This window comes from Aggregatibacter sp. oral taxon 513 (genome assembly GCF_018128305.1).
In the GTDB taxonomy this organism is placed as follows: Bacteria; Pseudomonadota; Gammaproteobacteria; order Enterobacterales; family Pasteurellaceae; genus Aggregatibacter; species Aggregatibacter segnis_A.
On the sequence record NZ_CP072381.1, the window covers coordinates 768,425 to 792,778 of the forward strand.

Genomic DNA, 24,354 nt, shown 5'->3' on the forward strand with positions numbered 1-24,354 from the left:
TTGAGGGGAAAAGTGCGGTCATTTTTTATAAAATTTTACACACTTTGAGCTTAACAATGTGGTTCAACGGCGATATAAATTTCTACCAAACCATCAGGGTGGTATTTTTCAAAATCCACAGAATAAGCCCGCTTAAGCAAACCTTGTTGTTCTTTTTTCCAGATCAGTTGCCATGTTTGATAAATTTTATCTACTTTGCAACGGAAAACTTCGTAGAAACTCAAATCTTCAACTTCAATCACTGGGATATTGGTCTCTAATACGGCTTCACTTGCAATCGCAAAATCATAGTCTGCTTGGTGATTCGTCGCATAATTAAAATAAATGCCATAACAATAGTGGCCTTGTGGTAGTTTATCGAAATTGTTTTGCCAAAGGGCTGGGATTATCTCATTTGCTATGTCATTATTTAAGCGTTGTTGTACGATGGGGTAGAGTTTTAACGCCATTTATCCTCCTGGTTTATTTTTCCTGACTTCACTTTTTTAAATAAAGTCAGGAAAAATTGTGGTTGATGAATACACCAAAAGGGCGTATTGCTACGCCCTTCTATTTTAGTGAGAGTGAAATTACTTATTATCTTTCACTTCTTCAAACTCAGCATCAACAACATCATCGTTTGGTTTGCCGTTGCTTTGCGCTTGTTGTGGCTCGCCTTGCGGTTGTGCTGTTTGTGCAAGTTTTTGTGCAACTTCGGCAAGGGCTTGAAGTTTGGCTTCAATCACTGCTTTGTCTTCGCCTTTCGCTGCAGCTTCTAAGTCGCTTAATGCGCTTTCGATAGCGGCACGATCTGCGGCTGGAACTTTATCACCTGCTTCTTCTAATTGTTTACGTGTACCGTGTACAAGGTGATCGGCTTGGTTGCGAGCTTGTACTAATTCTTCAAATTTACGGTCAGCTTCAGCGTTCGCTTCGGCATCGCGTACCATTTGTTGAATTTCTTCATCACTTAAACCGGAAGACGCTTTAATGGTGATTTGTTGTTCTTTACCGGTGCCTTTGTCTTTCGCAGAAACATGGATGATACCGTCTGCGTCGATGTCGAAGGTCACTTCAATTTGTGGCATACCGCGTGGAGCAGGGTTGATGCCTTCAAGGTTAAATTGACCTAAAGATTTGTTGGCAGACGCTTGTTTACGTTCACCTTGTAACACGTGAATAGTTACCGCACTTTGGTTATCTTCAGCAGTTGAGAACACTTGAGATTTTTTGGTTGGAATCGTGGTGTTTTTCTCAATTAAGGTGGTCATCACACCGCCCATGGTTTCGATACCCAATGATAATGGGGTAACGTCTAACAACAATACGTCTTTTACATCACCTGCTAACACGCCACCTTGTACCGCTGCACCAATCGCAACGGCTTCGTCAGGGTTAACGTCTTTACGTGGCGCTTTACCGAAGAACTCTTCTACTTTTTGTTGTACTAATGGCATACGGGTTTGACCGCCCACTAGGATAACATCATCAATTTGTGATGCGCTTAATCCGGCATCAGATAAGGCAACTTTCACCGGCTCAAGGGATTTCGCCACCAAATCTTCAACTAAAGATTCTAATTTTGCACGGGTCAACTTGATGTTTAAGTGTTTAGGACCGGTTGCATCCGCTGTGATGTAAGGTAAGTTCACATCCGTTTGTTGTGCGGAAGAAAGCTCAATTTTTGCTTTTTCACCTGCTTCTTTTAAACGTTGCATTGCAAGCGGATCTTTACGCAAGTCAATGCCTTGTTCTTTTTGGAATTCATCGACCAAATAGTTGATCACACGGTTATCGAAGTCTTCACCACCTAAGTGAGTATCACCGTTGGTTGCTAATACTTCGAATGTTTTTTCGCCACCCACTTCATCGATTTCGATGATGGATAAATCGAATGTACCACCACCTAAGTCGTAAACAGCGATTGTTTTGTTACCTTGACCTTTATCCAAGCCGTAAGCTAGTGCGGCTGCAGTTGGTTCGTTGATGATACGTTTAACTTCTAAACCTGCGATACGACCAGCATCTTTGGTTGCTTGACGTTGCGCATCGTTAAAGTATGCCGGCACGGTAATAACCGCTTCAGTAACCGGTTCGCCCAAGAAATCTTCGGCGGTTTTTTTCATTTTTTTCAACACTTCGGCAGAAATTTGCGGAGGTGCTAATTTATCGCCTTTCACATTGACCCATGCATCGCCATTGTCTGCACGTGTAATCTCAAATGGCATGATGTCGATATCACGTTTTACTTCAGCATCTTCAAAACGACGGCCGATTAAACGTTTGATTGCGAATAAGGTGTTTTTCGGGTTGGTCACCGCTTGGCGTTTTGCCGGTTGACCGACTAAAATTTCGTTATCATTTGTATAAGCAATAATTGACGGGGTGGTACGATCGCCTTCTGCGTTTTCAATCACGCGTGGTTTATCGCCATCCATCACAGCAACACAAGAGTTTGTTGTACCTAAGTCAATACCAATAATTTTTCCCATTTTTTTTCTCCTCGTAAAATTTTAAATTCGGTGTAATGGTTTACGGATTGTAAGATGTGGATTGAATTTTGCATTTCAAGGCATTTATTTAAAAATTTTTTCAATGCATGAAAAGTACGGTTCAAAAATCAGATGGATTTTCAGTGCTAGCTTTACCCAAAGGCTTGTTGCTAGAACGACACATTTGTGGTTCAATCCTGATTCGTTTTGTAAAATGAGGATAAAAGTAAGAGATTCAAGAGGAAGAGAAAAATTTAGTGGTCTTTTTTCTAAAAAATTAAATTTATGGTAGATTAGCCAAGTTATTTCACTTTTTATTTATTAAGGACAGAGGGTATGAAAAAATCAACGTTAACGTTAGGTGTTATTGCTGCATTAGGTGCCGCCTGGGTTGGTGGTGCATGGTACACGGGAAAAGTGGCAGAAGAAGAATTTGTCCGTCAAGTCAATCTCGTCAATAAAGATCTTCACCAATCTGCGGATTCTCTCGGTTTGGATATTCGCTTTGATCATGTGTCTTTCGAGCGTGGTTTATTTAGTTCTAAAACTAAATATGACATTTTAGTGGCTGAGCTTGAAAATCCGAGCAAAACTTGGACGTTGCCATTTGAAGGGACGTTATACCATGGCCCGTTGCCGTTAAATCAGCTAAGTCATTTTAATTTCATGCCAAGTCTGTTTTCCAGTGTGGATTTGATGACTAAAAATGAAACAACGACTCCTTGGTTTGAGGCAACAAAAGGCAAAACGCCGATTATGGTGACTACCACTGTCGATTATAACCAAAGCGGATCTTCTCGTGTGGATCTTGTGCCTTTTGAAGCTGTGATGGAAGAAGGAACATTGGCTGTGAATGGCTTGGATATGAAACTGGGCTTCAAGCGCGATGGTGTGAATAAATTAGATTTTGTGCTGAATAAACTTCAATATAGTGAGCCGGATAAAAATGCTTCTGTTGAGTTTAACGATTTAAAAATTGATGCTGAGTATCAACGCATTCCGGAATGGGCGTATCTTTCCACCGGCAAACAATCTTTGTCAGGCGGTGCGGTGAAGTTCAATGGAATAGATTCTGAAGGAAAAAACAATCACGTTGAATTTAAGAATTGGAAAGTCTATTTTGATACGGTAAGAAAAGATAACATCTTAGATTCCGGGGCAAAAATCGTATTTAACGGCATTGCTGTCCGTGATGCTGATTTAGGAGATTTAACCATTGATATGGCGTTAAATCATGTTGACGGTGAAACCTTTAACCAATTAATTCAGGTTTATAACGAATCCGCGAAACAACCGCATGATGTGCTTACCGGTGAAGAAGTGCAGATCACGAAAAAATTCATTGATACTCAACCGCAGTTTATCTTTAATCCGACACTTAACAATAAAGCCGGTAAATTAGCCTCCAATTTGGATATTTCCATGGCAAGCGCTGATTTTGAAAATGCGATTAGCCAAGGGAAGATTTTCCGTTTGTTTAACCACTTTATTTTCAAAATGGATGCCAATAAAGAAGCGTTAATTGAGGGAGCTGCGACGGTATTGCAGTTAGACCGACTTGATGATAAAGAACAGGCAACTAAAGTGGCAACAGAACAAGTTAATTTAGGCGTTAAAAATAGTGTGCAGCAAGGTATTCTGGTTGAGGATGGAAAATCCGTTAAACTCGATCTTGTGCTGGAAAAAGGTGAGCTTAAATTAAATGGAAACGTGATTCCGGAAGAGCAAGTGTTTTCTATCCTGTTTTTAGCCATGATGTCAATGGGGCAGTAGTTTATATCAATATCCCTCGATAATATTGTGCATATAAAGTGCGGTCGATTTACAAAACGTTTTGAATGTCGACCGCACTTTCTGTTTATAGCGCCTTTCTTATCAGAGAATAAATTGATGTAAAACCGTGAGTGAGTTCACAAAATTACAAATAACCGTTTGCTTTATAATGGCATGTTGCTATCCTTAGCCCCAACAAAAATAAGTGCTATACAAATAGCCAAACATATTTTGCTTTCCGAGTAGTGCCTCCTGTGAGGCACTTTTTTTTTACCTATTTTTCTCATTATTCATGACATGATTTTTGGGATAAAAAAATCCCGCCATAAAAAGCGGGATGTAGTTGATTAATGAGATTACATTTTCTCAACGGTTTTAATGCCGAGTAAATCCAACCCTTGTTTTAACGTTCTTTCTGTTAACAACGCCAGTTTTAAGCGACTGAGCTTCACTTGTTGATCGTCGTTATTCAGAATCGGGCAATGCTCGTAGAAAGAAGAGAACACGCCTGCCAATTCATATAAATAAGCACAAAGCACATGCGGTGTACCTTCTTTTCCAACCACTTGAACGGCCTCTTCAAATTGCAATAATTTGATTGCCAAAGCACGTTCTTTTTCATCAGTAATGCTTAATTGGGCTTGTTCTACTTCGCTTAGGGCAATTTGGCTACGATTGAAAATCGAACGAATGCGGGTGTAGGCATATTGCATATAAGGCGCCGTGTTGCCTTCAAAGCTCAACATATTGTCCCAGTCGAATACATAATCCGTGGTGCGGTTTTTAGATAAGTCCGCATATTTCACTGAACCGATACCGACGGCCTCAATGACATCCGCTTTTTCTTGTTCAGAAAGTGCGGTGGATTTTTGCGAAATTAATACACCCGCGCGTTCAATGGCTTCGTCTAATAAATCGGCCAGTTTCACGGTGTCACCACTACGGGTTTTGAACGGTTTGCCGTCCTTGCCTAACATCATGCCGAAATTTTTGTGTTCTAGCTGGAAACTGTCCGGCACATAGCCTGCTTTACGAGTAATCAGCCAAGCTTGTTGCATATGTTGGCTTTGGCGCGTATCGGAGAAGACTAATGCACGGTTGGCTTTTAAGGTTTCATAACGGTATTTGGCAGCCGCGATGTCGGTGGTGGTGTAAAGGAAGCCACCATCTTTTTTCTGCACGATAACGCCCATTGGGTCGCCATCTTTATTTTTGAATTCATCCAAATAAACTACTAATGCGCCGTCATCTTCTACGGCCAAACCTTGTTTTTTCAGATCTTCAACAATGCCCGGCAACATTGGGTTATACAAGCTTTCACCCATCACATCTTTGTCTGTTAAGGTCACGTTGAGACGATCGTAGTTATGTTGGTTTTGTTGCATGGTGATCTTCACCAGTTTTTGCCACATAGTGCGGCAATATTCATCGCCACTTTGCAGTTTTACAACATAGTTACGGGCTTTTTCGGCAAAGACCGGATCTTCGTCATAATGTTTTTTTGCCGCACGATAAAAAGCTTCTAAATCGCTCAATTCCATTTCGCTGGCATGTTCGTTTTCCATTTTTTCCAAATAGGCAATCAGCATACCGAATTGAGTACCCCAGTCGCCCACATGGTTGGCGCGGATGACGTTGTTACCTAAAAATTCAAGTGTACGTACGACGGCATCACCGATAATGGTTGAACGCAAATGTCCCACGTGCATTTCTTTGGCAACGTTTGGGGAGGAATAGTCCACAACCACGGTTTGTTTTTTCGGATTGTGTACGCCTAATTTTGGATCTTGTACAGCGCAGCTGATCTTATCTGCAAGCCAAGTTTCTTTTAGAAAAATGTTAATAAATCCCGGGCCGGCAATTTCCGTTTTTTCTGCAATGTCTTGTAATTCTGCTTTGTCTAATACGCTTTGGGCAAATTCACGTGGGTTTAATCCCAATTTCTTGGCGACCGGCATGATGCCATTGGCTTGATAATCACCAAACTGCACTTTGCCCGATTGGCGAACGAGGGCTTCACATTGTGCGTCGGCACCGGCTGCAATCATCGCCTGTTTGATTTTTTCGGATAAAATAGATTGAATATTCACGGCTGAACCTTAATTTTTTGAAATAAGTTTGGGCTGATAAAATAGCTCGATATAATACCGTTCTTTCACCTTTCAGAAAAGTCAAAAAGGAAAATTATGTCGTTTCGCTTTCCCCATAAAATATTTGAAAAACAGACCGCACTTTTTACCGACTTTCAGGATTTTGAGCAAAAAATTCAGGCATTGGCGCAACAGCTTAATGTCGATTTTACTCAATATGAAATTGATCACCTTTCTTTGCGGGTAAACACCGAACAAACAGCGAAGGCTTGGCTGACGCTATTGTTAGAGCATGGCTCGGTGTTGAGCGATAACCTGATTAACGGTAGAGTGATTTATTTGATTCAGTTACATGAGCCTTTGCGTTTGGCGCAACAAAAGGTTGATGTGGTGGAATTACCTTTCCCAAAAGATAAACATTATCCGCAGGAAACTTGGGAGCATATTGAGGTGGTTGTTCCATTTTTACCCAATGAAACCGCAGCAGAATGGTTAGCAAGAATAAAAAATACATTCTTGCGGAACCAACCCGAACGTTTTAAAGTCAAAACGAGCGAACCGAAAGGGAGTGGTGAAACACTGCTCAATTTGTCTATTGCAGTAAGTTTTGTGGATAAGACGCAGAATCCTACTTGTATCAAGTTCCACCCATACAGCATCAAGCAAATTGTAAGCGCGGTTTGATGATATAAAGCGGTTCAATAAAATCAGATTCATCGTTTATTTATCAAAGAATAAATAAGCAAAATAAAAGGTTAATTTCGTGTTTAAGGAGCTTTTATGAAAAAGATCGCATTAGCTATTTTAATAAGCTTAACTCTTGTTGGTTGCGCCAATGAAGATATTTATGGCGGTAACGTCTATTCGGGTACTCAAGCAAAAGAAGCCCGTTCGATTAGTTACGGCACTATTGTTTCCACCCGTCCGGTGAAAATTCAATCAGACAATCAAGGCGTAGTAGGCACGATCGGTGGTGGTGCGATTGGCGGTATTGCCGGTTCAGCGATCGGTGGTGGCACAGGCAGGGCGTTAGCCACTGCGGTTGGTGCGGTTGCCGGTGCCGTTGTCGGCAGTAAGGTTGAAGAAAAAGCCAGCCAAGTTAGCGCCATTGAAATGGTTATTCGCAAAGATGACGGCAAAGAAATTGTTGTGGTGCAAAAAGCCGAAGCGAATCTCGTGCCAGGTGCGCGTGTGCGTATTGTTGGTGGTTCACGTTTGAATGTTTCCGCACTTTAATTTAAATAAGATGAGAAAGGCTTTTGAGATAAGCTCGAAAGCCTTTTTTATTGCCTAAACTTCAATAACATTTCTATTCTGTGCTAGAATGCCCCGATTTTTTTATTTCCCTTTCCATTTTCCTTCGAAGGTTAAAGAATGAAACCCTCTATTATCAATAAATTAGATAGCTTAAAAGAACGTTATGAAGAGCTTGAAGCGTTGTTAGGCGATGCTTCTGTCATTAGTGATCAAGATAAATTCAGAGCCTATTCCAAAGAATATTCGCAACTTGAAGACGTGGTGAAAAGTTTTAGCCGTTGGAATCAGCTTAATGCCAATTTAGAAGAAGCGCAGCTCCTGCTTGACGACCCAGAAATGAAAGAAATGGCACAAATGGAGATTGAAGAATCCAAAGCCGAACTGGAACAAGTTGAGCAGCATTTACAAATTCTCTTACTACCGAAAGATCCGAACGACGAATATAACTGCTACCTTGAAATCCGCGCCGGTACCGGTGGTGATGAAGCCGGGATTTTCGCCGGTGATCTTTTCCGTATGTACAGCCGTTATGCGGAAACCAAACGCTGGCGCATTGAAGTGCTGAGTGAAAACGAAAGCGAGCAGGGCGGATTTAAAGAAATTATTGCCCTTGTGAGCGGCGATGGTGCCTATGGCCAATTAAAATTTGAATCTGGCGGGCACCGTGTACAACGTGTACCGAAAACTGAGTCACAAGGGCGTATTCATACCTCTGCGTGTACTGTTGCGGTGATGCCGGAATTGCCGGAATCTGAAATGCCGGAAATTAACCCATCAGATTTACGTATTGACACTTATCGTGCCTCCGGTGCGGGTGGTCAGCACATCAATAAAACCGATTCCGCCGTGCGTATTACCCATATTCCAACCGGCATGGTAGTGGAATGTCAGGATGAGCGTTCACAACATAAAAATAAAGCCAAAGCCTTGTCCGTGCTTGCTTCCCGTTTAGTGCAACAAGAACAGGAAAAATTGGCGCAAGAGCAAGCGGATACCCGTCGTAACCTTTTGGGTTCCGGTGACCGATCAGATAAAATTCGTACCTACAACTACCCACAAGGGCGTGTGACCGATCACCGCATTAACTTGACGATTTATCGCTTAGATGAAGTGATGAACGGTAAAATTGATGATTTGATTCAGCCGATTATCACCGAATACCAGGCGGATCAGTTGGCGGCATTGTCCGAACAAAATTAACGATGAGAACGAGCTTAACGGCTCGTTCATTTTATTTGACGAAAATGAATTATCAACAATGGCTGCAACAAGCCACGCAAGCGTTAAATCAGGCGAATCCTACGGAAAATGGCAGAACTGATGCACAGGTGTTATTGCAATTTGTGACGCAAAAATCTCGCGCATTTATTTTGGCTTTTGGCGAGACGCTGTTGGACGAAAAAACACAAGAAAAACTGACCGCACTTTTATCTCGTCGTCTGCAAGGTGAGCCTATCGCTTATCTTCTCGGTGAAAAAGAGTTTTGGTCGTTGCCACTGAATGTGTCGGCAGGCACGCTGATTCCTCGTCCTGATACAGAAATTCTGGTGGAAAAAGCGCTAGCGATTGCCATTGAAAAGCTACAAAAGTGCGGTCAAGATTCCCAATGTTTTCGTATTTTAGATCTGGGTACCGGCACGGGCGCGATTGCCTTGGCGTTAGCCTCTGAACTGAAACCCATTGCGCAAAAACAGCACATTCAACTGGAAATTATCGGTGTGGATGTCATGCCGAATGTGGTGGCGTTGGCGACATCCAATGCGGAAAAAAATCAGTTAGACGTCAGTTTTTTACAAAGCCATTGGTTTGACAAGGTGACAGGCACATTTGATTTGATTGTGAGTAATCCGCCTTATATTGATGCAAAGGATGAACATTTAACCCAAGGAGATGTACGCTTTGAGCCCTTGTCGGCGTTAGTGGCGGAAGAAGAAGGCTATGCGGACTTACGTCATATTATTGCCAATGCGCCGAAATTTATGCGGACAGGCGGTTATCTGTTGGTGGAACACGGTTGGCAACAAAGGGAAAAAGTGCGGTCGATTTTCCAAGAGAATTTTTGGACATCGATTGAAACTTTACGGGATTACGGAAATAATGAGCGCGTAACCTTAGGTTGTTGGGCTCAAACTGAAAATAAATAAGGAAGACATATGCAAAATAAATGCATTCAATTAGGCGATATTCAAATTGCCAACGATAAACCCTTTGTCTTATTTGGCGGCATGAATGTGCTCGAAAGCCGCGATATGGCAATGCAAGTGTGTGAAAAATATGTGGAAGTGACGCAAAAATTGGGCGTACCTTATGTGTTCAAAGCCTCTTTTGATAAGGCAAACCGTTCTTCCATTCATTCTTATCGTGGCCCGGGCATGGAGCAGGGATTGAAGATTTTTGCTGAGTTAAAGCAAACATTCGGCGTAAAAATCATTACGGATGTACATGAAATTTATCAATGCCAACCGGTTGCCGAGGTGGCGGATATTATTCAGTTACCGGCATTTCTTGCTCGCCAAACAGATTTAGTTGAAGCGATGGCGCGTACCGGTGCAATCATTAATGTGAAAAAACCGCAATTTTTAAGCCCGGGACAAATGGGCAATATTGTGGAAAAAATCGCTGAATGCGGCAACGATAAAGTGATTTTGTGTGATCGTGGCACGAATTTCGGCTATGACAATTTAATCGTCGATATGCTGGGTTTCAGCGTGATGAAAAATGTCTCTAAAGGTTGTCCGGTGATTTTTGATGTGACCCATTCATTGCAATGTCGCGACCCGTTTGGTGCAGCATCGGGTGGTCGTCGTGCGCAAGTCACCGAACTTGCCCGTGCTGGTTTAGCTGTTGGCTTGGCCGGTCTATTCCTAGAGGCTCACCCGGAGCCGAACAAAGCCAAATGTGATGGCCCGTCAGCGTTACCGTTAGATAAATTGGAAGCCTTTGTTGCACAAATGAAAGCCGTGGATGATTTGGTGAAATCCTTCCCTGAATTAGACACCTCTAACTAGTCTCTTCAATATTCAATATATAGTGCATAAAATTCTTTTTATGCACTATATATGCGATAAAACATGAATTTTATGAAATTAAATTGAGCTTTTTCTGGATTTTTTCTTCATTTTACGCTAGGATCCAGCAAAATTTTGTCAATGAATCTCTATTTAAATAAAAAAATTTAATGTTTATGTTTAAAAAATTTTTGATGATTGTTCCTTTATTTGTTTTGGCGGCATGTTCAAATTCTACAAAGAATGTTGCTGCTTCAGTACAAGATCAAGAACAGTTAAACCAATTAATTCATGCGCAACTAAAAACGAATAAACCGCATCAATATTCTGAGCTAATGGATAAACAACTTGCGAACATATATCAAGAATGGGCAGGTACACGTTATCGTTTAGGCGGTCTGACGAAAGGGGGCATTGATTGTTCCGGTTTTATGCAAACGACTTTCTTGAAAGCTTATGGTTTAGCATTGCCTCGCTCTACATCTGAACAACGTCATGTCGGCACAAAAATTGAAAAAAGTGAATTAAAAGTTGGTGATTTAGTTTTCTTCCGTAAAAACAAGCATGTTGGCGTGTATATTGGCGGCGATAAATTTATGCATTCCAGTACCAGTCGTGGTGTCATTATTGAGTCATTAAACGATGATTACTGGGCAAGAACTTATACGCAATCTCGTCGAGTGCTTTAAGTTTATTTTTCTGAAACATAAAAAAGCGGTCAAAAGTGTTAGCATTTTTGACCGCTTTTTTATTTGAGATGCAGGTAGTTCTTTTATTAGGCGGCAAAGCGAAGTGTATTTTTACGTTGTAGTTGATGAATGACATTGGTTACGGTGCCTACAATCGGTAGTTCTCGCCAATTGGTCGTTTTAATATTTTCCATTTTAGAGTCCAAAGATAAGAAAATAAATTCCCCGTTGTTGTGTGCAATAAACTCATATACGTGAAATTCATTGTTTACTTCAAGGACGATCAATTCGTCTAAAAATAATTCCTCATTATTTTCTACGACCAACATATCACCTTCTTCAATTCCCCAGGCGAGCATATTAGGATTTGTCATTCGAATAAAACATGTTTGTTGAGGACGTTTAATGCAATACAAGTTGAGATCAAGTTTTTTATTGAAACTACGATTTTCTTGTTTCATATCTTCAAAAAAAGGAATGGGTTGATAAGAAAACATGTGATCGTTTTGTGCAACAACGTTGTGGTGGTAGTTCATATCTGCTCCTCAGTAAAATAAACTGTGTTTTTATACAGTTAAATATACTGTTTTTATATCCAGTAAGTCAACAGGTAAAAAATAAATTTTTGAATTATTTTTTCGATAGGATAATGTCGGACTTATTGTTTTCTAAAAAAGTATTAGGTTTATTGGATCTAATCTAAAGAAATTTATCAAAATTTCTATAAACTTAATGAAAGTTAAATGTTCGTATTTATTTTATCAAAAAATTCCGCTATCTTTATCGACCTGGGGGAATCAGTTTTGATTCTAAGATCAACCGCAAGTGATTGCATAACTCTCGTTAACTTATTATGAATATGTCTCGTTTAATTTCACTCTTCTTCCAAGGCAGTTTGGTCAAACGTATTGCTGTTGGTTTAGTGTTAGGTATTTTGGTCGCACTCATTACACCTATGTTACAACCGACATTAGGTTTTAACTTGGCTGAAAAAGTCGGTGTGTTAGGTCAAATTTTTGTTCGTTCACTACGTGCTGTTGCACCATTATTGATCTTTGTTTTGGTTATGGCCGCAATTGCCAATAAGAAAGTGGGCTCCAAAACCAGCATGAAATCCATCATTGTGTTGTATTTGGTCGGTACTTTCTTAGCAGCATTAGTTGCTGTTATTGCAGGATTCTTGTTCCCAACAGAAGTCGCATTATCAGTAAAAGAAGATATTTCTGCTGCACCAAAAGGTGTTGGAACCGTATTGTTGGATTTAATTTTCAATATGGTGGACAACCCGCTAAATGCATTATTTAAAGCGAATTTCATTGGCGTATTGACTTGGTCTATCGGCTTAGGTTTGGCCTTACGTCATGCTTCTGATGCAACTAAAACCGTGATTTCCGATATTTCTGAAGCGGTCTCCAAAATTGTTTATGTCGTTATTTTATTTGCGCCAATCGGTGTATTCGGTTTAGTTTCTGAAACATTAGCAGATAAAGGATTGGTAGCATTAGGCGGCTATATTCAATTATTAAGCGTGTTAGTCGGCTCCATGTTATTTGTGGCTTTTGTTGTGAATCCGGTTTTAGTTTTCTGGAAAATCCGTCGCAATCCATATCCATTAGTTTGGACTTGTTTGCGTGAAAGTGGTGTAACCGCATTCTTTACCCGTAGTTCTGCAGCCAATATTCCGGTGAACATCAATCTTGCGAAACGCCTGAATTTAGATGAAGAAACTTATTCTGTTTCTATCCCATTGGGCGCAACCATTAATATGGCCGGTGCTGCGATTACGATCACCATTTTAACCCTTGCGGCAGTGCATACCTTAGGCATTGAGGTTTCTTTCGGTAGTGCAATTCTGTTAAGTCTCGTGGCTAGCTTGTGTGCTTGTGGCGCATCCGGGGTTGCCGGTGGTTCATTATTGTTAATTCCATTAGCATGTAGCCTATTTGGAATTTCTGATGATGTTGCGGCACAAATGATCGGGGTTGGTTTCATTATCGGTATCTTACAAGATTCTACAGAAACCGCACTTAACTCATCTACCGATGTACTTTTCACCGCAGCAGCTTGTATTGCGGATGAAGAGAAAAAGTAGAAGATAAAATCGCATGATATAAAATATGAAAAAGGATAGAAATTCATCTATCCTTTTTACTTTTTGTGTCGCACGGTATATTCTTTAGCCCATTATTTCTTAATTTAGATATAGGTCATTTGAATGAAATTATTCGTTTCTATTTTTTTATCGTTCCTCTTTGCAAGCAATGTAGTTGTTGCGGCAGAAAAAACGCCTCAAGGAATACCGAATCAACTCGAACAACAAGTTGATAAAAAAAACTCAAATGCGCAAAGTGTTTCCTTGGGCGTTTTTCAAAATTATGTTGTTGTAGGTGTTGAAGGACGGGAGATTGCAGTTGATGATAATAATCAGGCTTATGTGTTAGTTAAATTTACGGTTGAAAATAAAAGCAATAAACCAATAAAATTTCTTCAATGGCTAAGTGTCTATACATACGATAAACAAATTGTTCATTTACAAAGCGTGCCATTAAGTTTTGCTCAACCAATGGCGCCTGCAGCTAAGGCAGATATTAATTTGCGCATTCCATTTAATAAAGTGCCGAATGAATATCGCTCTTTATTTAGTAATGTACAAGAAAACTTAATGATTTATGCCGTACCGGAAAATGTTGTTTTTGCGGATGGGCAAAAAATGAATGTTAAAAATTAAATACTGTTTTTTCATCCAGTGATTTATGCTAAAGTGCGGTTAGAAAATAACATGTTTTTTAACCGCACTTTTTTATGCCTGATTCTCTTTCCTGCAAGCCTAGAAAAATTATTCACATTGATATGGACTGTTTTTATGCTTCCATTGAAATGCGTGAAAATCCTACATTGGCGGATAAGCCAGTTGCTGTTGGTGGAAGAGCAGAGCAACGAGGCGTGCTGACAACATGTAATTACATCGCCCGCAAGTTTGGGCTACACAGTGCAATGCCAACCGCACAGGCGCTAAAATTGTGCCCTCATTTGGTTTTACTGCCGGTTAACATGCCTCTATATCGCGAGGTTTCCCGTCAAATTCATCAAATTTTCCAGCGTTATACAACGATCATTGAACCTCTTTCTTTAGATGAGGCTTATTTAGATGTAACCGATTGTGATAAATGTTCCGGTTCGGCAACTTGGATCGCACAAGATATTCGCCAAGCCATTTGGGATGAACTTCGGTTAACCGCTTCTGCCGGTGTTGCACCATTAAAATTTTTAGCCAAAATCGCATCCGATCAAAATAAACCGAACGGGCAATTTGTGATTGAACCCAAAGATGTCGATGAGTTTGTTGCTCATTTGCCACTTAAAAAAATTCCAGGTGTGGGCAAAGTAACCTCGGAAAAATTACTGCAAATGGGCTTAGCATGTTGTGCAGATGTACAAAAAATTGATCGGCATCTCTTGTTAAACGCATTGGGTAAGATGGGGCAACAAATTTGGTCATACAGCCATGGTATTGATGAGCGAATGATTCAGCCTCATCGAGAGCGTAAATCCATTGGTGTTGAAACGACATTATTGACGAATATTACTGCCTTGGAACAGGGCATTGCCGTGTTGGATGAGTTATATGCTCAATTAGTAAAACGCGTGCAACGTTCTGCTGCCAATATTCCTTTTTCACAGTTGAGAAAAATTGGTGTGAAACTCAAGTTTGAAGATTTTCAGGTGACGACTCTAGAAAAAAGTGCGGTAGTATTTTCGAGAGAAAATTTTCAACAGCTGCTAAGTCAAATTTGGCAACGTAGACAGGGGCGAAGTATTCGTTTAATTGGCTTGCATGTCATGTTGCCGGAAGAAAACCATTCAGGGCAAATGAGCTTGTGGGGATTTTCTGAAGAGGGTGATAAATAACCTCCTTTCTTTATGCTTTCTTTTTGGCAGGCTATAGAAATTCTCTTATAATACACCGCACTTTTTACCTAAACGGTAAGCGAATAATCTATGAAATTAACAGCAAATAATAAAACACTCGATCTTTCTACCCCTAAAATTATGGGGATCCTCAATTTCACCCCGGATTCTTTTTCTGATAGCGGTAAATTTTTCCAATTAGACAAGGCGTTGTTCCAAGTAGAAACGATGTTGAATCAAGGCGCATCGATTATTGATATTGGAGGAGAATCAACCCGCCCGATGGCAGAAGAGGTGACGTTAGAAGAGGAACTTGATCGGGTTGTTCCTTTAGTTGAGGCGGTGAGAAAACGGTTCGATTGCTGGATTTCGGTAGATAGTTCCAAAGCACAGGTGATGCAAGAGGCTGCTAAGGTGGGCATGGATTTGATTAATGATATTCGCGCTTTACAAGAACCTGATGCATTACAAACTGCCGTTCGTTTGGCATTGCCGGTGTGCATTATGCATATGCAAGGGCAGCCGCGAACAATGCAGATCAATCCGCATTACGATGATGTGGTGGCGGATGTTTTAAAATTTATGCAGCAGAGAACGGAACAATGTTTGGCTTCGGGAATCAAAAAAGAGAATCTGATTTGGGATCCCGGCTTTGGTTTTGGCAAAAGCGTGCAACATAATTATTGTTTGTTACAACAATTTTCTGTTTTATGTGAACAAGGGTATCCGGTGTTGGCGGGAATTTCTCGTAAATCCATGATTGGTGCTGTGTTGGATAAGCCTGTAGAACAACGGACAGTGGGTAGTGTGGCTGCCGCATTAATTGCTGCGATGAAAGGCGCCAGCATTTTGCGTGTACATGATGTTGGTGAAACTGCCGATGCCCTTAAAATTTGGCTTGCAACACAGAATGCGTAATTGTGCTGTCAGACGAATGACGGCATAAAATAATAAATAACATTTTTATTGAGAAGGAATTGAAACATGGCTGAACGTAAATATTTTGGTACTGATGGGGTGCGTGGAAAAGTCGGTAGTCATCCGATTACCCCTGATTTTGTTTTAAAACTCGGTTGGGCTGCAGGCAAAGTATTAGCGACACAAGGGTCTCGCGTGGTGCTGATTGGTAAAGATACCCGAATTTCGGGCTATATGCTTGAATCTGCTCTTGAGGCCGGTTTGGCAGCAGCCGGTTTATCTGCGGCATTTACCGGCCCGATGCCGACGCCTGCCATCGCTTATTTAACCCGCACGTTCCGCGCGGAAGCCGGTATCGTGATATCCGCTTCCCATAATCCGTATTATGACAATGGGATTAAATTCTTTTCTACACAAGGGACGAAATTACCCGATGATGTGGAGGAAGCTATCGAAGCCATGTTGGAGCAACCGATGGACTGTGTTGAATCTGCCGAATTAGGTCGAGCCAGCCGAATTAAAGATGCTGCAGGCCGTTATATTGAATTTTGTAAAAGTACCTTTCCGGCGCACTTGAGTTTAGAGGGATATAAAATTGTGGTGGATTGTGCCAATGGCGCAACCTATCATATTGCGCCGAATGTTATGCGTGAATTAGGCGCGGAAGTCATTGAAATTGGCACCCATCCGAATGGCATGAACATTAATGAAAAATGCGGTGCAACGGATATCAAAGCGTTGCAACAAAAAGTGTTAGAAGTACAAGCGGATGTGGGGTTAGCGTACGATGGTGATGGCGACCGTTTAATTATGGTGGATCATCTCGGGAATAAAGTCGATGGTGACCAAATATTATTTATTATTGCGCGTGAAGCCTTGCGCGAAGGGCGTTTGCAAGGCGGTGTCGTAGGCACCTTAATGAGCAATATGAGTCTTGAACTTGCCTTAAAACAATTAGCCATTCCGTTTGTGCGCGCCAATGTGGGCGACCGTTATGTGTTGGAACAAATGCAAGAACGCGGTTGGGGCTTAGGCGGTGAAAACTCGGGGCATATTATTATTGCGGATCGTAATACGACCGGCGATGGCATTATCGCTTCTTTAGCCGTGTTGACCGCAATGGTAAAACATCATTTGTCGCTGAACGAATTAGCCGATGCAGTCAAATTATTCCCACAAGTATTAATTAATGTGCGTTTTGCCGGTGGTAATAACCCATTAGAAAGCGATGCCGTGAAATCGGTTGCTGCAGAGGTTGAAAAACGCCTGGCCGGCAAAGGACGTATTTTACTGCGTAAATCAGGCACTGAGCCGTTAATTCGCGTGATGGTGGAATGTGAAGACGGCGCATTGGCTCAGCAATGTGCAGAAGAAATCGCTGAAGCGGTGAAAGCCAATTAATCTTTAAGGTTATTATAAATGCATTTATTTATTATGCGTCATGGCGAAGCAGAATTGATGGCGAACTCGGATAAAGCACGTCATCTTAACGCTAACGGTAGAGAACAATCCCGACTTCAAGGAAGGTGGCTAAAATCCACCGCACTTGAGTTCGATAAAGTCTTGGTGAGCCCTTATACCCGAGCTTTAGAAACCTTTGATGAAATTAATCAGGTTTTTGAGCAACAACTTTCCGATAAATTGGAAGTGTGGGAAGGCATTACGCCTTATGGAGATTCCGGTTTGGTTAGTTCTTATGTGGCTTTGTTGGAAAAAGAAGGACACAGCAACCTCCTGCTGATCTCTCATTTGCCTTTGGTGGGGGATATTATGAAGGAATTGTGCGGTCGAAATCCGGCGAGTTTTTATCCCGCTACGATTGTTGAGGTTCATTTGAATAATCAGCGAGCTGAAGTTAAAGAAATAAAATATTTCAGTAAAACGAACTAAAAAACATTTCTTTTTACGTCATTTTGTTACACACTGTAAACGTCTTACAAAATAGGTTTGTGAGGCGTTTATTTTTTTATTTGTTAGGAGCTACTATGAAAAAATCAGTATTAACCGCCTTAGTCTTAGGTGCAGTGTTAAGTGTTACTGCATGTGATGACAATAAAACTTCACAAAAAGTTGAACAGGCTAAAGCCAGTGTTTCAGAAGCAAAAGAAGCGGTAGTCAGTGCAGCGCAAGATGTAAAAACGGCAACCGTTGAAGCAGTTAAAGAAACAAAAGACGCTGTGGTAACAAAAGCAGGTGAAATGAAAGACGCTGCGGCTGAGAAAGTCGCTGAAGCAAAAGAAACTGCCTCTGAAAAAATGGATTCAATCGCAAGCAAGGCCGGTGAAATGAAAGATGCAGCGGCTGAGAAAGTGAGTCAAGCTGCAGGTGCGGTATCTGAAAAAGCGGCTGAAGTGAAAGACGCCGTAAAAGAACGCACTGAAAATAAATAAAAGGCAGATTTCCTGCTTTTAGAATGGGATGAAAACTAATTTATCCTTTTCAGCAAAAATCCTGACTGAACGATATAAAAATTCAGTTGGGATTTTTTCTTTGTGTAAGAAACGACTATTTACCGCTAAAAATTCGGCATCTAAATATTGTGTATAGATCGCACCGGAATTACTGTTGACCCCCGCCATGGCACGCCCTAATAATTCGCCATAAATATGAATATTGCCATCTGCAGCGACTTCAGCGCCTTGTTCTACGTCGCCATGAATAATCAAATCACTATTTTTTGCATAAATAACCTGCTTATCAATAACATTGTGGGTTATGACTTTGGTCGGCAGATAGCGTGGCTCAGGAAGTATTTCTGAAAGATTATCAATGTTGCCTAGAATCGGTAAATCGGCGGTTAAAATTAATTCTCTTTGTAGATGATTTTGCCAGTCGGCAACCCCAATGACGTGAATGTGATATTCGGCAAGCAGTGCTTTTAGTTCGGTTAAATTCACTTTTTCCAGCATAGGATTGAATTGCAAAATCACTTCAATATTTTTAAATAATGAAGGGGAAGTTTTGCTTTTCTTTGTCAATGCGCGCTTAATTGCGGTCAAGCTTGAACTATTGATACTGATAAATACAGCGGAAAATTGACCTGTTCGTAGTTCGATAATATCTTGAGCCATAAAGAAATTCCAAGGAAAAAAGTTGCTTAATGATAATGAATTATTGCAAAATCGGCAACTTGAACCTTGTCTTGGAGCAAAATTATGCTATGTGCTATTTATAAAAGCCCAAAAGAAGCTGGCATGTATCTTTATATTGAAAAACGTGATCAATTTGATGCGTTACCTGAAGCGTTATTAACGGTTTTTGGTAAACCGGTTTTTGTCATGTTGTTTAATCTTGCCGGTACAAAACCGTTGGTAAATGCCGATAAAACGGAAGTGTTGCAGCAAATTAAAGAAAAAGGATTTTACTTACAAACGCCGAAAAAAGATGATTGGTTGTTTAGTCTTTAAAAGTGCGGTGAATTTTCAGACCGTTTTTTCTCAGACTTTTGCTGAATTAAATCTTGCTATTTGTGTTCTAGAACACTATAATACGCCACATATTTCGGACGCGGGGTGGAGCAGCTTGGTAGCTCGTCGGGCTCATAACCCGAAGGTCGTCGGTTCAAATCCGGCCCCCGCAACCAATCACAAGTTCAGTAAAAAGAACCCCAATTTTGGGGTTTTTTTATACGATAAATTTGTTGTTTAAATATCAACGCGTTGTTTTTAATACGTTGATAATTATTGAAAAACTGGGCTGTAAGCCCTTTTTTTACGTCTATCGTTTAGGGAGGTTGTTTTGGCAACTTTGGAACAAAAATTACAGGATTTATTACAAGGCTCGGTAGAAGATCTCGGCTGCGAGCTTTGGGGCATTGAATGCCAACGCGTTGGTCGTTATTTAACCGTGCGTTTATTTATTGATAAAGAAGGTGGCGTCACAGTAGAAGATTGTGCCGATGTAAGCCGTCAAGTGAGCGCCGTGTTAGATGTGGAAGATCCGATTGCCGATAAATATAACCTTGAAGTGTCTTCTCCAGGGTTAGATCGTCCGCTATTTACCTTCGCGCAATATACCCGTTATATCGGCCAGGAAATTGTCGTGCATTTGCGTATTCCGGTGGCGGATCGTCGTAAATGGCAAGGTGAATTGGCTAAAATTGAAAATGACATGATTACGTTGATTGTTGATAAACAAGAACAGATTTTGGCGTTTGGCAACATTCAAAAAGCGAACGTTGTTCCGAAATTTTAAATTTAAAGAAGGATAGAAAAAGCATGAGTAAAGAAATTTTATTAGCGGCAGAAGCCGTATCCAATGAGAAATTGCTTCCACGTGAAAAAATTTTTGAAGCGTTGGAAAGCGCTATTGCCCTTTCCACCAAAAAGAAATACGAATATGACGTTGATGTTCGTGTTGCGATTAATACTAAGACCGGTGAGTTTGACACATTCCGTCGTTGGTTAGTTGTGGAAGAAGTGAATAACCCAACAAAAGAAATCACCTTAGAAGCAGCTCGTTTTGAAGACCCTAATGCACAAATTGGTGATTATGTGGAAGATCAAATCGAATCTATCGCCTTTGACCGTATTGCGATGCAAACTGCGCGTCAAGTGATTAGCACTAAAATTCGTGAGGCGGAGCGCAGCAAAATTGTTGATCAATTCCGTTCGAAAGAAGGACAAATTATTACGGCGACCGTGAAGAAAAGTAACCGCGATAGCATCATTTTAGATGTGAATGGTGAAGACGGTAATAAAGCAGAAGCGGTGATGTTACGTGAAGATATGTTACCGCGTGAAAACTTCCGCCCGGGTGACCGTGTACGCGGTGTGTTATATAAAGTGAGCCCGGAAAGCAAAGGCGCACAATTATTCGTAACACGTGCTAAACCGGAAATGTTAATTGAATTGTTCCGTTTGGAAGTGCCGGAAATTGGTGAAGAATTAATTGAAATTAGAAGTGCAGCACGCGATCCGGGTTCTCGCGCTAAAATTGCGGTGAAGAGCAATGATAAACGTATTGATCCTGTAGGCGCTTGCGTAGGGATGCGTGGTGCTCGTGTTCAAGCGATTACCAATGAGTTAGGCGGTGAGCGTGTTGATATCGTGCTTTGGGATGACAACCCGGCACAATTCGTGATCAATGCCATGGCGCCGGCAGATGTGAGTTCTATCGTTGTTGATGAAGATAAACATGCGATGGATATTGCGGTAGAAGAAGCGAATTTGGCGCAAGCCATTGGCCGTAATGGTCAAAACGTACGTTTGGCAACTCAATTAACCGGTTGGGTGTTAAACGTTATGACTACCCAAGACTTAAATGCAAAACACCAAGCGGAAGACGACAAAGTATTGAACTTATTCATTGATGCCTTGGAGATCGACGAGGAATTTGCACAATTATTAATTGATGAAGGTTTCTCTACGTTAGAAGAATTGGCGTATGTTTCCGTGAGCGAATTAACCGCCATTGATGGTTTGGAAGATGAAGATTTAGTAGAGGAATTGCAAACCCGCGCGAAAAATGCCATTACAGCGAAAGCCTTGGCAGAAGAAGAAGCGTTGAAAAAAGCAAAAATTGAAGATCGTTTGTTGAATCTTGAAGGCATGAATCGTCACATCGCCTTTAAATTGGCAGAAAAACAAATCACGACCTTGGAAGATCTTGCTGAGCAAGGCGTTGATGATTTAGCCGACATTGAAGGACTCAGTGCCGAACAAGCTGCAGATTTAATTATGGCAGCGCGAAACATTTGTTGGTTCACTGAGTAATGAAGGAGTGAAAAGATGACAGAAGAATTAAAAAATGCCCCAAAGAAACTGAGCTTACAGCGTAGAACAAAAACGACCGTGAGCGGAACGAGTGCTTCTGGTAAGAGTAAAGAAGTGCAAGTTGAAGTACGTAAAAAACGTACAATTCCAACAGAAGCAGCACAAAGAGCTGAAGAAGCCGCAAAATTAAAAGCGAAACAAGAAGCTGAGCAAAAAGCGGCGGAAGAAAAAGCGCTAAGAGAAAAAGCCGCCAAAGAGAAAGCAGCGAAAGACAAAGAAGCAGCGGAAAAAGCGAAACAAGCACAAAGTGCGGTTGAAAATAAACCTAAATCGGTTGATCCGGAAAAAGAAAAACGTAAAGCCGAAGAGGCGGAATTACGCCGTAAAGCGGAAGAGTTAGCTCGTCAAAAAGCGGAAGAACAAGCGCGTAAAGCGGCTGAGGAAGCGAAACGTTATGCTGAAGCTGATACGTCAAGCAATGAAAGCGCCTCAGAAGATTATACCGATTACAATTTAAGCTCTCGTTATGCTTTAGAAGCAGAAGATGAAGAAGAACGTCGTAATGAAGGTCGCGGTCGCGGTAAAAATAAAGTCGCTAAAGCGAAAAAAGGCGGACGTGATGATGAAAATGAAAGCAATAAAAACGAGCGCGAGTCTAACCGCCGTAACCTAAAAGACGGTAAATTCGGCAAAGGTAAAAATGGTAAGAAAGGTGCTGCATTACAACAAGCCTTTACAAAACCTGTTCAGGCGGTGAAAACAGATGTTGTCATTGGTGAAACCATTACCGTTGCAGAATTAGCAAATAAGATGGCGACCAAAGCCACCGAAATCATCAAGGCGATGATGAAAATGGGCGAAATGGTAACCATTAACCAAGTGCTTGACCAAGAAACTGCACAATTAGTGGCAGAAGAGTTAGGGCACAAAGTGATTCTTCGTAACGAAAATGAGCTTGAAGAAGAAGTATTAGGCGATCGTGATGTTAATGCTGAAAAAGTGACGCGTGCGCCGGTAGTAACCATTATGGGTCACGTTGACCATGGTAAAACTTCCTTACTTGACTACATTCGTAAAGCGAAAGTGGCAGCCAGCGAGGCGGGTGGTATTACTCAGCACATCGGTGCATACCACGTAGAAATGGATGACGGTAAGATGATTACCTTCCTAGATACTCCGGGACACGCGGCATTTACCTCTATGCGTGCACGTGGTGCGAAAGCAACGGATATCGTGGTACTTGTGGTTGCGGCAGATGATGGTGTGATGCCTCAAACCATTGAAGCGATCCAGCACGCCAAAGCAGCAGGTGCGCCTTTAGTAGTTGCAGTGAACAAAATCGATAAACCGGAAGCCAATCCGGATCGCGTGGAACAAGAATTACTTCAACACGAAGTGATTTCTGAAAAATTCGGTGGTGATGTGCAATTCGTCCCTGTTTCTGCGAAGAAAGGGATGGGTATCGATGATTTATTAGATGCCATCTTACTTCAATCAGAAGTCCTTGAATTAACTGCAGTGAAAGACGGTATGGCAAGTGGTGTTGTGATCGAATCTTACCTTGATAAAGGTCGTGGTCCGGTGGCAACCATTCTTGTTCAATCCGGTACGTTACATAAAGGCGATATCGTACTTTGCGGTTTTGAGTATGGTCGTGTTCGTGCGATGCGTGATGAAAACGGTCAAGAAATCGAGGAAGCCGGTCCATCTATCCCTGTTGAGGTGTTAGGTCTTTCTGGCGTTCCGGCAGCGGGTGATGAAGCAACTGTGGTTCGTGATGAGAAAAAAGCACGTGAAGTGGCACTACACCGTCAAGGTAAATTCCGTGAAGTGAAACTGGCTCGTCAGCAAAAAGCGAAACTTGAAAATATGTTTAGCAATATGACGGAAGGTGATGTCGCTGAACTCAACATCATTGTGAAAGCAGACGTACAAGGTTCTGTGGAAGCGATTATTCAATCGTTACAAGAGCTTTCTACTGATGAAGTAAAAGTGAAAGTTGTCGGTTCCGGTGTGGGTGGTATTTCTGAAACTGACGCAACGTTAGCCGCAGCTTCCAACGCGATTATGGTCGGCTTTAACGTCCGTGCGGATGCATCAGCTCGTCGTATTATCGAAGCCGAAAATATCGATCTTCGTTATTACTCCATCATTTATGAACTCTTAAATGATGTGAAAGCAGCGATGAGCGGTATGTTACAACCAGAATTTAAACAAGAAATCATCGGCTTGGCTGAAGTGCGTGATGTGTTTAAACATCCGAAATTCGGCGCTATCGCTGGTTGTATGGTGACCGAAGGTATTGTGAAACGTAACAACCCAATCCGCGTGTTACGCGACAACGTGGTGATCTTCGAAGGTGAATTGGAATCTCTCCGTCGCTTCAAAGACGACGTATCTGAAGTGCGTAACGGTATGGAATGTGGTATCGGCGTGAAGAACTACAATGACGTAAAAGTCGGCGACCAGATTGAGGTGTTCGAAGTCGTTGAGATTAAACGCTCGATTTAATCTTAAAAGAAAGT

At 41.4% G+C, this 24,354-nt stretch carries 23 protein-coding genes and 1 tRNA gene; 19 read left to right on the forward strand and 5 right to left on the reverse strand.

The features are described from left to right. Positions 1-50: 50 nt before the first annotated feature. Positions 51-449, reverse strand: a complete 399-nt coding sequence (locus J5A60_RS03780; protein WP_212510624.1) for a GyrI-like domain-containing protein — start codon at positions 447-449, stop codon at positions 51-53. 120 nt (positions 450-569) lie between these two features. After that, entirely contained in the window at positions 570-2,471 is a 1,902-nt protein-coding gene (gene dnaK, locus J5A60_RS03785) for a molecular chaperone DnaK (RefSeq protein WP_212510625.1), read from the reverse strand. A gap of 336 nt (positions 2,472-2,807) precedes the next feature. Here dnaK and J5A60_RS03790 point away from each other — a divergent pair, with 336 nt between their 5' ends. Then, complete coding sequence (locus tag J5A60_RS03790; RefSeq protein WP_212510626.1) at positions 2,808-4,244, forward strand: YdgA family protein; 1,437 nt, start codon at positions 2,808-2,810, stop codon at positions 4,242-4,244. 356 nt (positions 4,245-4,600) lie between these two features. Here J5A60_RS03790 and argS read toward each other — a convergent pair whose 3' ends face one another. Continuing rightward, positions 4,601-6,334: an arginine--tRNA ligase gene (gene argS / locus J5A60_RS03795; protein WP_212510627.1), complete on the reverse strand. Its 1,734-nt coding sequence runs from the start codon at positions 6,332-6,334 to the stop codon at positions 4,601-4,603. Between the two features lie 96 nt (positions 6,335-6,430). On the opposite strand from argS, the gene J5A60_RS03800 reads away from it, so the two are divergent. From J5A60_RS03800 to J5A60_RS03825, 6 genes are all read left to right on the forward strand, one after another. Further along, positions 6,431-7,018 carry a VOC family protein gene (locus J5A60_RS03800; RefSeq protein ID WP_212510628.1) on the forward strand — a complete coding sequence of 196 codons (588 nt, stop codon included), beginning with the start codon at positions 6,431-6,433 and terminating at the stop codon, positions 7,016-7,018. A 96-nt stretch (positions 7,019-7,114) separates the two neighbouring features. Further along, positions 7,115-7,570: a glycine zipper 2TM domain-containing protein gene (locus tag J5A60_RS03805; protein WP_212510629.1), complete on the forward strand. Its 456-nt coding sequence runs from the start codon at positions 7,115-7,117 to the stop codon at positions 7,568-7,570. A gap of 138 nt (positions 7,571-7,708) precedes the next feature. Then, a complete protein-coding gene (gene prfA / locus J5A60_RS03810; protein WP_109103717.1) occupies positions 7,709-8,791 on the forward strand; it encodes a peptide chain release factor 1 in 1,083 nt (360 codons plus the stop codon). Between the two features lie 44 nt (positions 8,792-8,835). Next, positions 8,836-9,735: a peptide chain release factor N(5)-glutamine methyltransferase gene (gene prmC / locus J5A60_RS03815; RefSeq protein WP_109103718.1), complete on the forward strand. Its 900-nt coding sequence runs from the start codon at positions 8,836-8,838 to the stop codon at positions 9,733-9,735. 9 nt (positions 9,736-9,744) lie between these two features. Next, the gene (kdsA, locus tag J5A60_RS03820; protein ID WP_109103719.1) at positions 9,745-10,599 is read left to right on the forward strand and encodes a 3-deoxy-8-phosphooctulonate synthase; all 855 of its coding nucleotides are present in this window, start codon (positions 9,745-9,747) and stop codon (positions 10,597-10,599) included. Positions 10,600-10,775: 176 nt separating this feature from the next. Beyond that, complete coding sequence (locus J5A60_RS03825; RefSeq protein WP_109103865.1) at positions 10,776-11,288, forward strand: NlpC/P60 family protein; 513 nt, start codon at positions 10,776-10,778, stop codon at positions 11,286-11,288. 86 nt (positions 11,289-11,374) lie between these two features. Here J5A60_RS03825 and J5A60_RS03830 read toward each other — a convergent pair whose 3' ends face one another. Then, entirely contained in the window at positions 11,375-11,824 is a 450-nt protein-coding gene (locus J5A60_RS03830) for a LexA family transcriptional regulator (protein WP_048748903.1), read from the reverse strand. 317 nt (positions 11,825-12,141) lie between these two features. On the opposite strand from J5A60_RS03830, the gene sstT reads away from it, so the two are divergent. The 7 genes from sstT to J5A60_RS03865 all read left to right on the forward strand — a co-directional run bounded on the left by sstT (position 12,142) and on the right by J5A60_RS03865 (position 18,505). After that, positions 12,142-13,380: a serine/threonine transporter SstT gene (gene sstT, locus J5A60_RS03835; RefSeq protein ID WP_109103720.1), complete on the forward strand. Its 1,239-nt coding sequence runs from the start codon at positions 12,142-12,144 to the stop codon at positions 13,378-13,380. Positions 13,381-13,503: 123 nt separating this feature from the next. Next, positions 13,504-14,016: a hypothetical protein gene (locus J5A60_RS03840; RefSeq protein ID WP_109103721.1), complete on the forward strand. Its 513-nt coding sequence runs from the start codon at positions 13,504-13,506 to the stop codon at positions 14,014-14,016. A gap of 74 nt (positions 14,017-14,090) precedes the next feature. Next, complete coding sequence (dinB, locus tag J5A60_RS03845; protein WP_109103722.1) at positions 14,091-15,197, forward strand: DNA polymerase IV; 1,107 nt, start codon at positions 14,091-14,093, stop codon at positions 15,195-15,197. Positions 15,198-15,287: 90 nt separating this feature from the next. Then, the gene (folP, locus tag J5A60_RS03850) at positions 15,288-16,115 is read left to right on the forward strand and encodes a dihydropteroate synthase (RefSeq protein WP_109103723.1); all 828 of its coding nucleotides are present in this window, start codon (positions 15,288-15,290) and stop codon (positions 16,113-16,115) included. Between the two features lie 66 nt (positions 16,116-16,181). Next, positions 16,182-17,516 (forward strand): phosphoglucosamine mutase, encoded by a 1,335-nt coding sequence (glmM, locus tag J5A60_RS03855; RefSeq protein WP_212510630.1) that lies wholly within the window; start codon positions 16,182-16,184, stop codon positions 17,514-17,516. 18 nt (positions 17,517-17,534) lie between these two features. Next, positions 17,535-18,005, forward strand: a complete 471-nt coding sequence (sixA, locus tag J5A60_RS03860; protein WP_212510631.1) for a phosphohistidine phosphatase SixA — start codon at positions 17,535-17,537, stop codon at positions 18,003-18,005. 95 nt (positions 18,006-18,100) lie between these two features. After that, positions 18,101-18,505 carry a hypothetical protein gene (locus tag J5A60_RS03865; protein ID WP_212510632.1) on the forward strand — a complete coding sequence of 135 codons (405 nt, stop codon included), beginning with the start codon at positions 18,101-18,103 and terminating at the stop codon, positions 18,503-18,505. Between the two features lie 18 nt (positions 18,506-18,523). Here J5A60_RS03865 and minC read toward each other — a convergent pair whose 3' ends face one another. Then, positions 18,524-19,186, reverse strand: coding sequence for a septum site-determining protein MinC (gene minC / locus J5A60_RS03870; protein ID WP_212510633.1), 663 nt, complete (start codon positions 19,184-19,186; stop codon positions 18,524-18,526). An 84-nt stretch (positions 19,187-19,270) separates the two neighbouring features. On the opposite strand from minC, the gene J5A60_RS03875 reads away from it, so the two are divergent. From J5A60_RS03875 to infB, 5 genes are all read left to right on the forward strand, one after another. Further along, entirely contained in the window at positions 19,271-19,522 is a 252-nt protein-coding gene (locus tag J5A60_RS03875) for a YcgL domain-containing protein (RefSeq protein WP_048748887.1), read from the forward strand. A gap of 99 nt (positions 19,523-19,621) precedes the next feature. Next, positions 19,622-19,698: transfer RNA gene (locus J5A60_RS03880), tRNA-Met, on the forward strand. Positions 19,699-19,853: 155 nt separating this feature from the next. Further along, a complete protein-coding gene (gene rimP / locus J5A60_RS03885; RefSeq protein ID WP_212510634.1) occupies positions 19,854-20,309 on the forward strand; it encodes a ribosome maturation factor RimP in 456 nt (151 codons plus the stop codon). A 23-nt stretch (positions 20,310-20,332) separates the two neighbouring features. Continuing rightward, a complete protein-coding gene (gene nusA / locus J5A60_RS03890) occupies positions 20,333-21,829 on the forward strand; it encodes a transcription termination factor NusA (protein ID WP_212510635.1) in 1,497 nt (498 codons plus the stop codon). Between the two features lie 15 nt (positions 21,830-21,844). Further along, complete coding sequence (gene infB, locus J5A60_RS03895; RefSeq protein WP_212510636.1) at positions 21,845-24,340, forward strand: translation initiation factor IF-2; 2,496 nt, start codon at positions 21,845-21,847, stop codon at positions 24,338-24,340. The last annotated feature ends 14 nt before the right edge of the window (positions 24,341-24,354 follow it).

Excerpts from the sequence above, each read along its gene's own strand:
- infB (WP_212510636.1), top strand. The coding sequence starts at position 21,845 with ATGACAGAAGAATTAAAAAATGCCCCAAAGAAACTGAGCTTACAGCGT.
- J5A60_RS03780 (WP_212510624.1), bottom strand. The coding sequence starts at position 449 with ATGGCGTTAAAACTCTACCCCATCGTACAACAACGCTTAAATAATGAC.
- J5A60_RS03790 (WP_212510626.1), top strand. The coding sequence starts at position 2,808 with ATGAAAAAATCAACGTTAACGTTAGGTGTTATTGCTGCATTAGGTGCC.
- J5A60_RS03865 (WP_212510632.1), top strand. The coding sequence starts at position 18,101 with ATGAAAAAATCAGTATTAACCGCCTTAGTCTTAGGTGCAGTGTTAAGT.
- J5A60_RS03840 (WP_109103721.1), top strand. The coding sequence starts at position 13,504 with ATGAAATTATTCGTTTCTATTTTTTTATCGTTCCTCTTTGCAAGCAAT.
- glmM (WP_212510630.1), top strand. The coding sequence starts at position 16,182 with ATGGCTGAACGTAAATATTTTGGTACTGATGGGGTGCGTGGAAAAGTC.
- prmC (WP_109103718.1), top strand. The coding sequence starts at position 8,836 with ATGAATTATCAACAATGGCTGCAACAAGCCACGCAAGCGTTAAATCAG.
- minC (WP_212510633.1), bottom strand. The coding sequence starts at position 19,186 with ATGGCTCAAGATATTATCGAACTACGAACAGGTCAATTTTCCGCTGTA.
- kdsA (WP_109103719.1), top strand. The coding sequence starts at position 9,745 with ATGCAAAATAAATGCATTCAATTAGGCGATATTCAAATTGCCAACGAT.
- J5A60_RS03830 (WP_048748903.1), bottom strand. The coding sequence starts at position 11,824 with ATGAACTACCACCACAACGTTGTTGCACAAAACGATCACATGTTTTCT.
- J5A60_RS03800 (WP_212510628.1), top strand. The coding sequence starts at position 6,431 with ATGTCGTTTCGCTTTCCCCATAAAATATTTGAAAAACAGACCGCACTT.
- dnaK (WP_212510625.1), bottom strand. The coding sequence starts at position 2,471 with ATGGGAAAAATTATTGGTATTGACTTAGGTACAACAAACTCTTGTGTT.
- folP (WP_109103723.1), top strand. The coding sequence starts at position 15,288 with ATGAAATTAACAGCAAATAATAAAACACTCGATCTTTCTACCCCTAAA.
- nusA (WP_212510635.1), top strand. The coding sequence starts at position 20,333 with ATGAGTAAAGAAATTTTATTAGCGGCAGAAGCCGTATCCAATGAGAAA.
- prfA (WP_109103717.1), top strand. The coding sequence starts at position 7,709 with ATGAAACCCTCTATTATCAATAAATTAGATAGCTTAAAAGAACGTTAT.
- sixA (WP_212510631.1), top strand. The coding sequence starts at position 17,535 with ATGCATTTATTTATTATGCGTCATGGCGAAGCAGAATTGATGGCGAAC.
- J5A60_RS03805 (WP_212510629.1), top strand. The coding sequence starts at position 7,115 with ATGAAAAAGATCGCATTAGCTATTTTAATAAGCTTAACTCTTGTTGGT.
- dinB (WP_109103722.1), top strand. The coding sequence starts at position 14,091 with ATGCCTGATTCTCTTTCCTGCAAGCCTAGAAAAATTATTCACATTGAT.
- J5A60_RS03875 (WP_048748887.1), top strand. The coding sequence starts at position 19,271 with ATGCTATGTGCTATTTATAAAAGCCCAAAAGAAGCTGGCATGTATCTT.
- sstT (WP_109103720.1), top strand. The coding sequence starts at position 12,142 with ATGAATATGTCTCGTTTAATTTCACTCTTCTTCCAAGGCAGTTTGGTC.
- J5A60_RS03825 (WP_109103865.1), top strand. The coding sequence starts at position 10,776 with ATGTTTAAAAAATTTTTGATGATTGTTCCTTTATTTGTTTTGGCGGCA.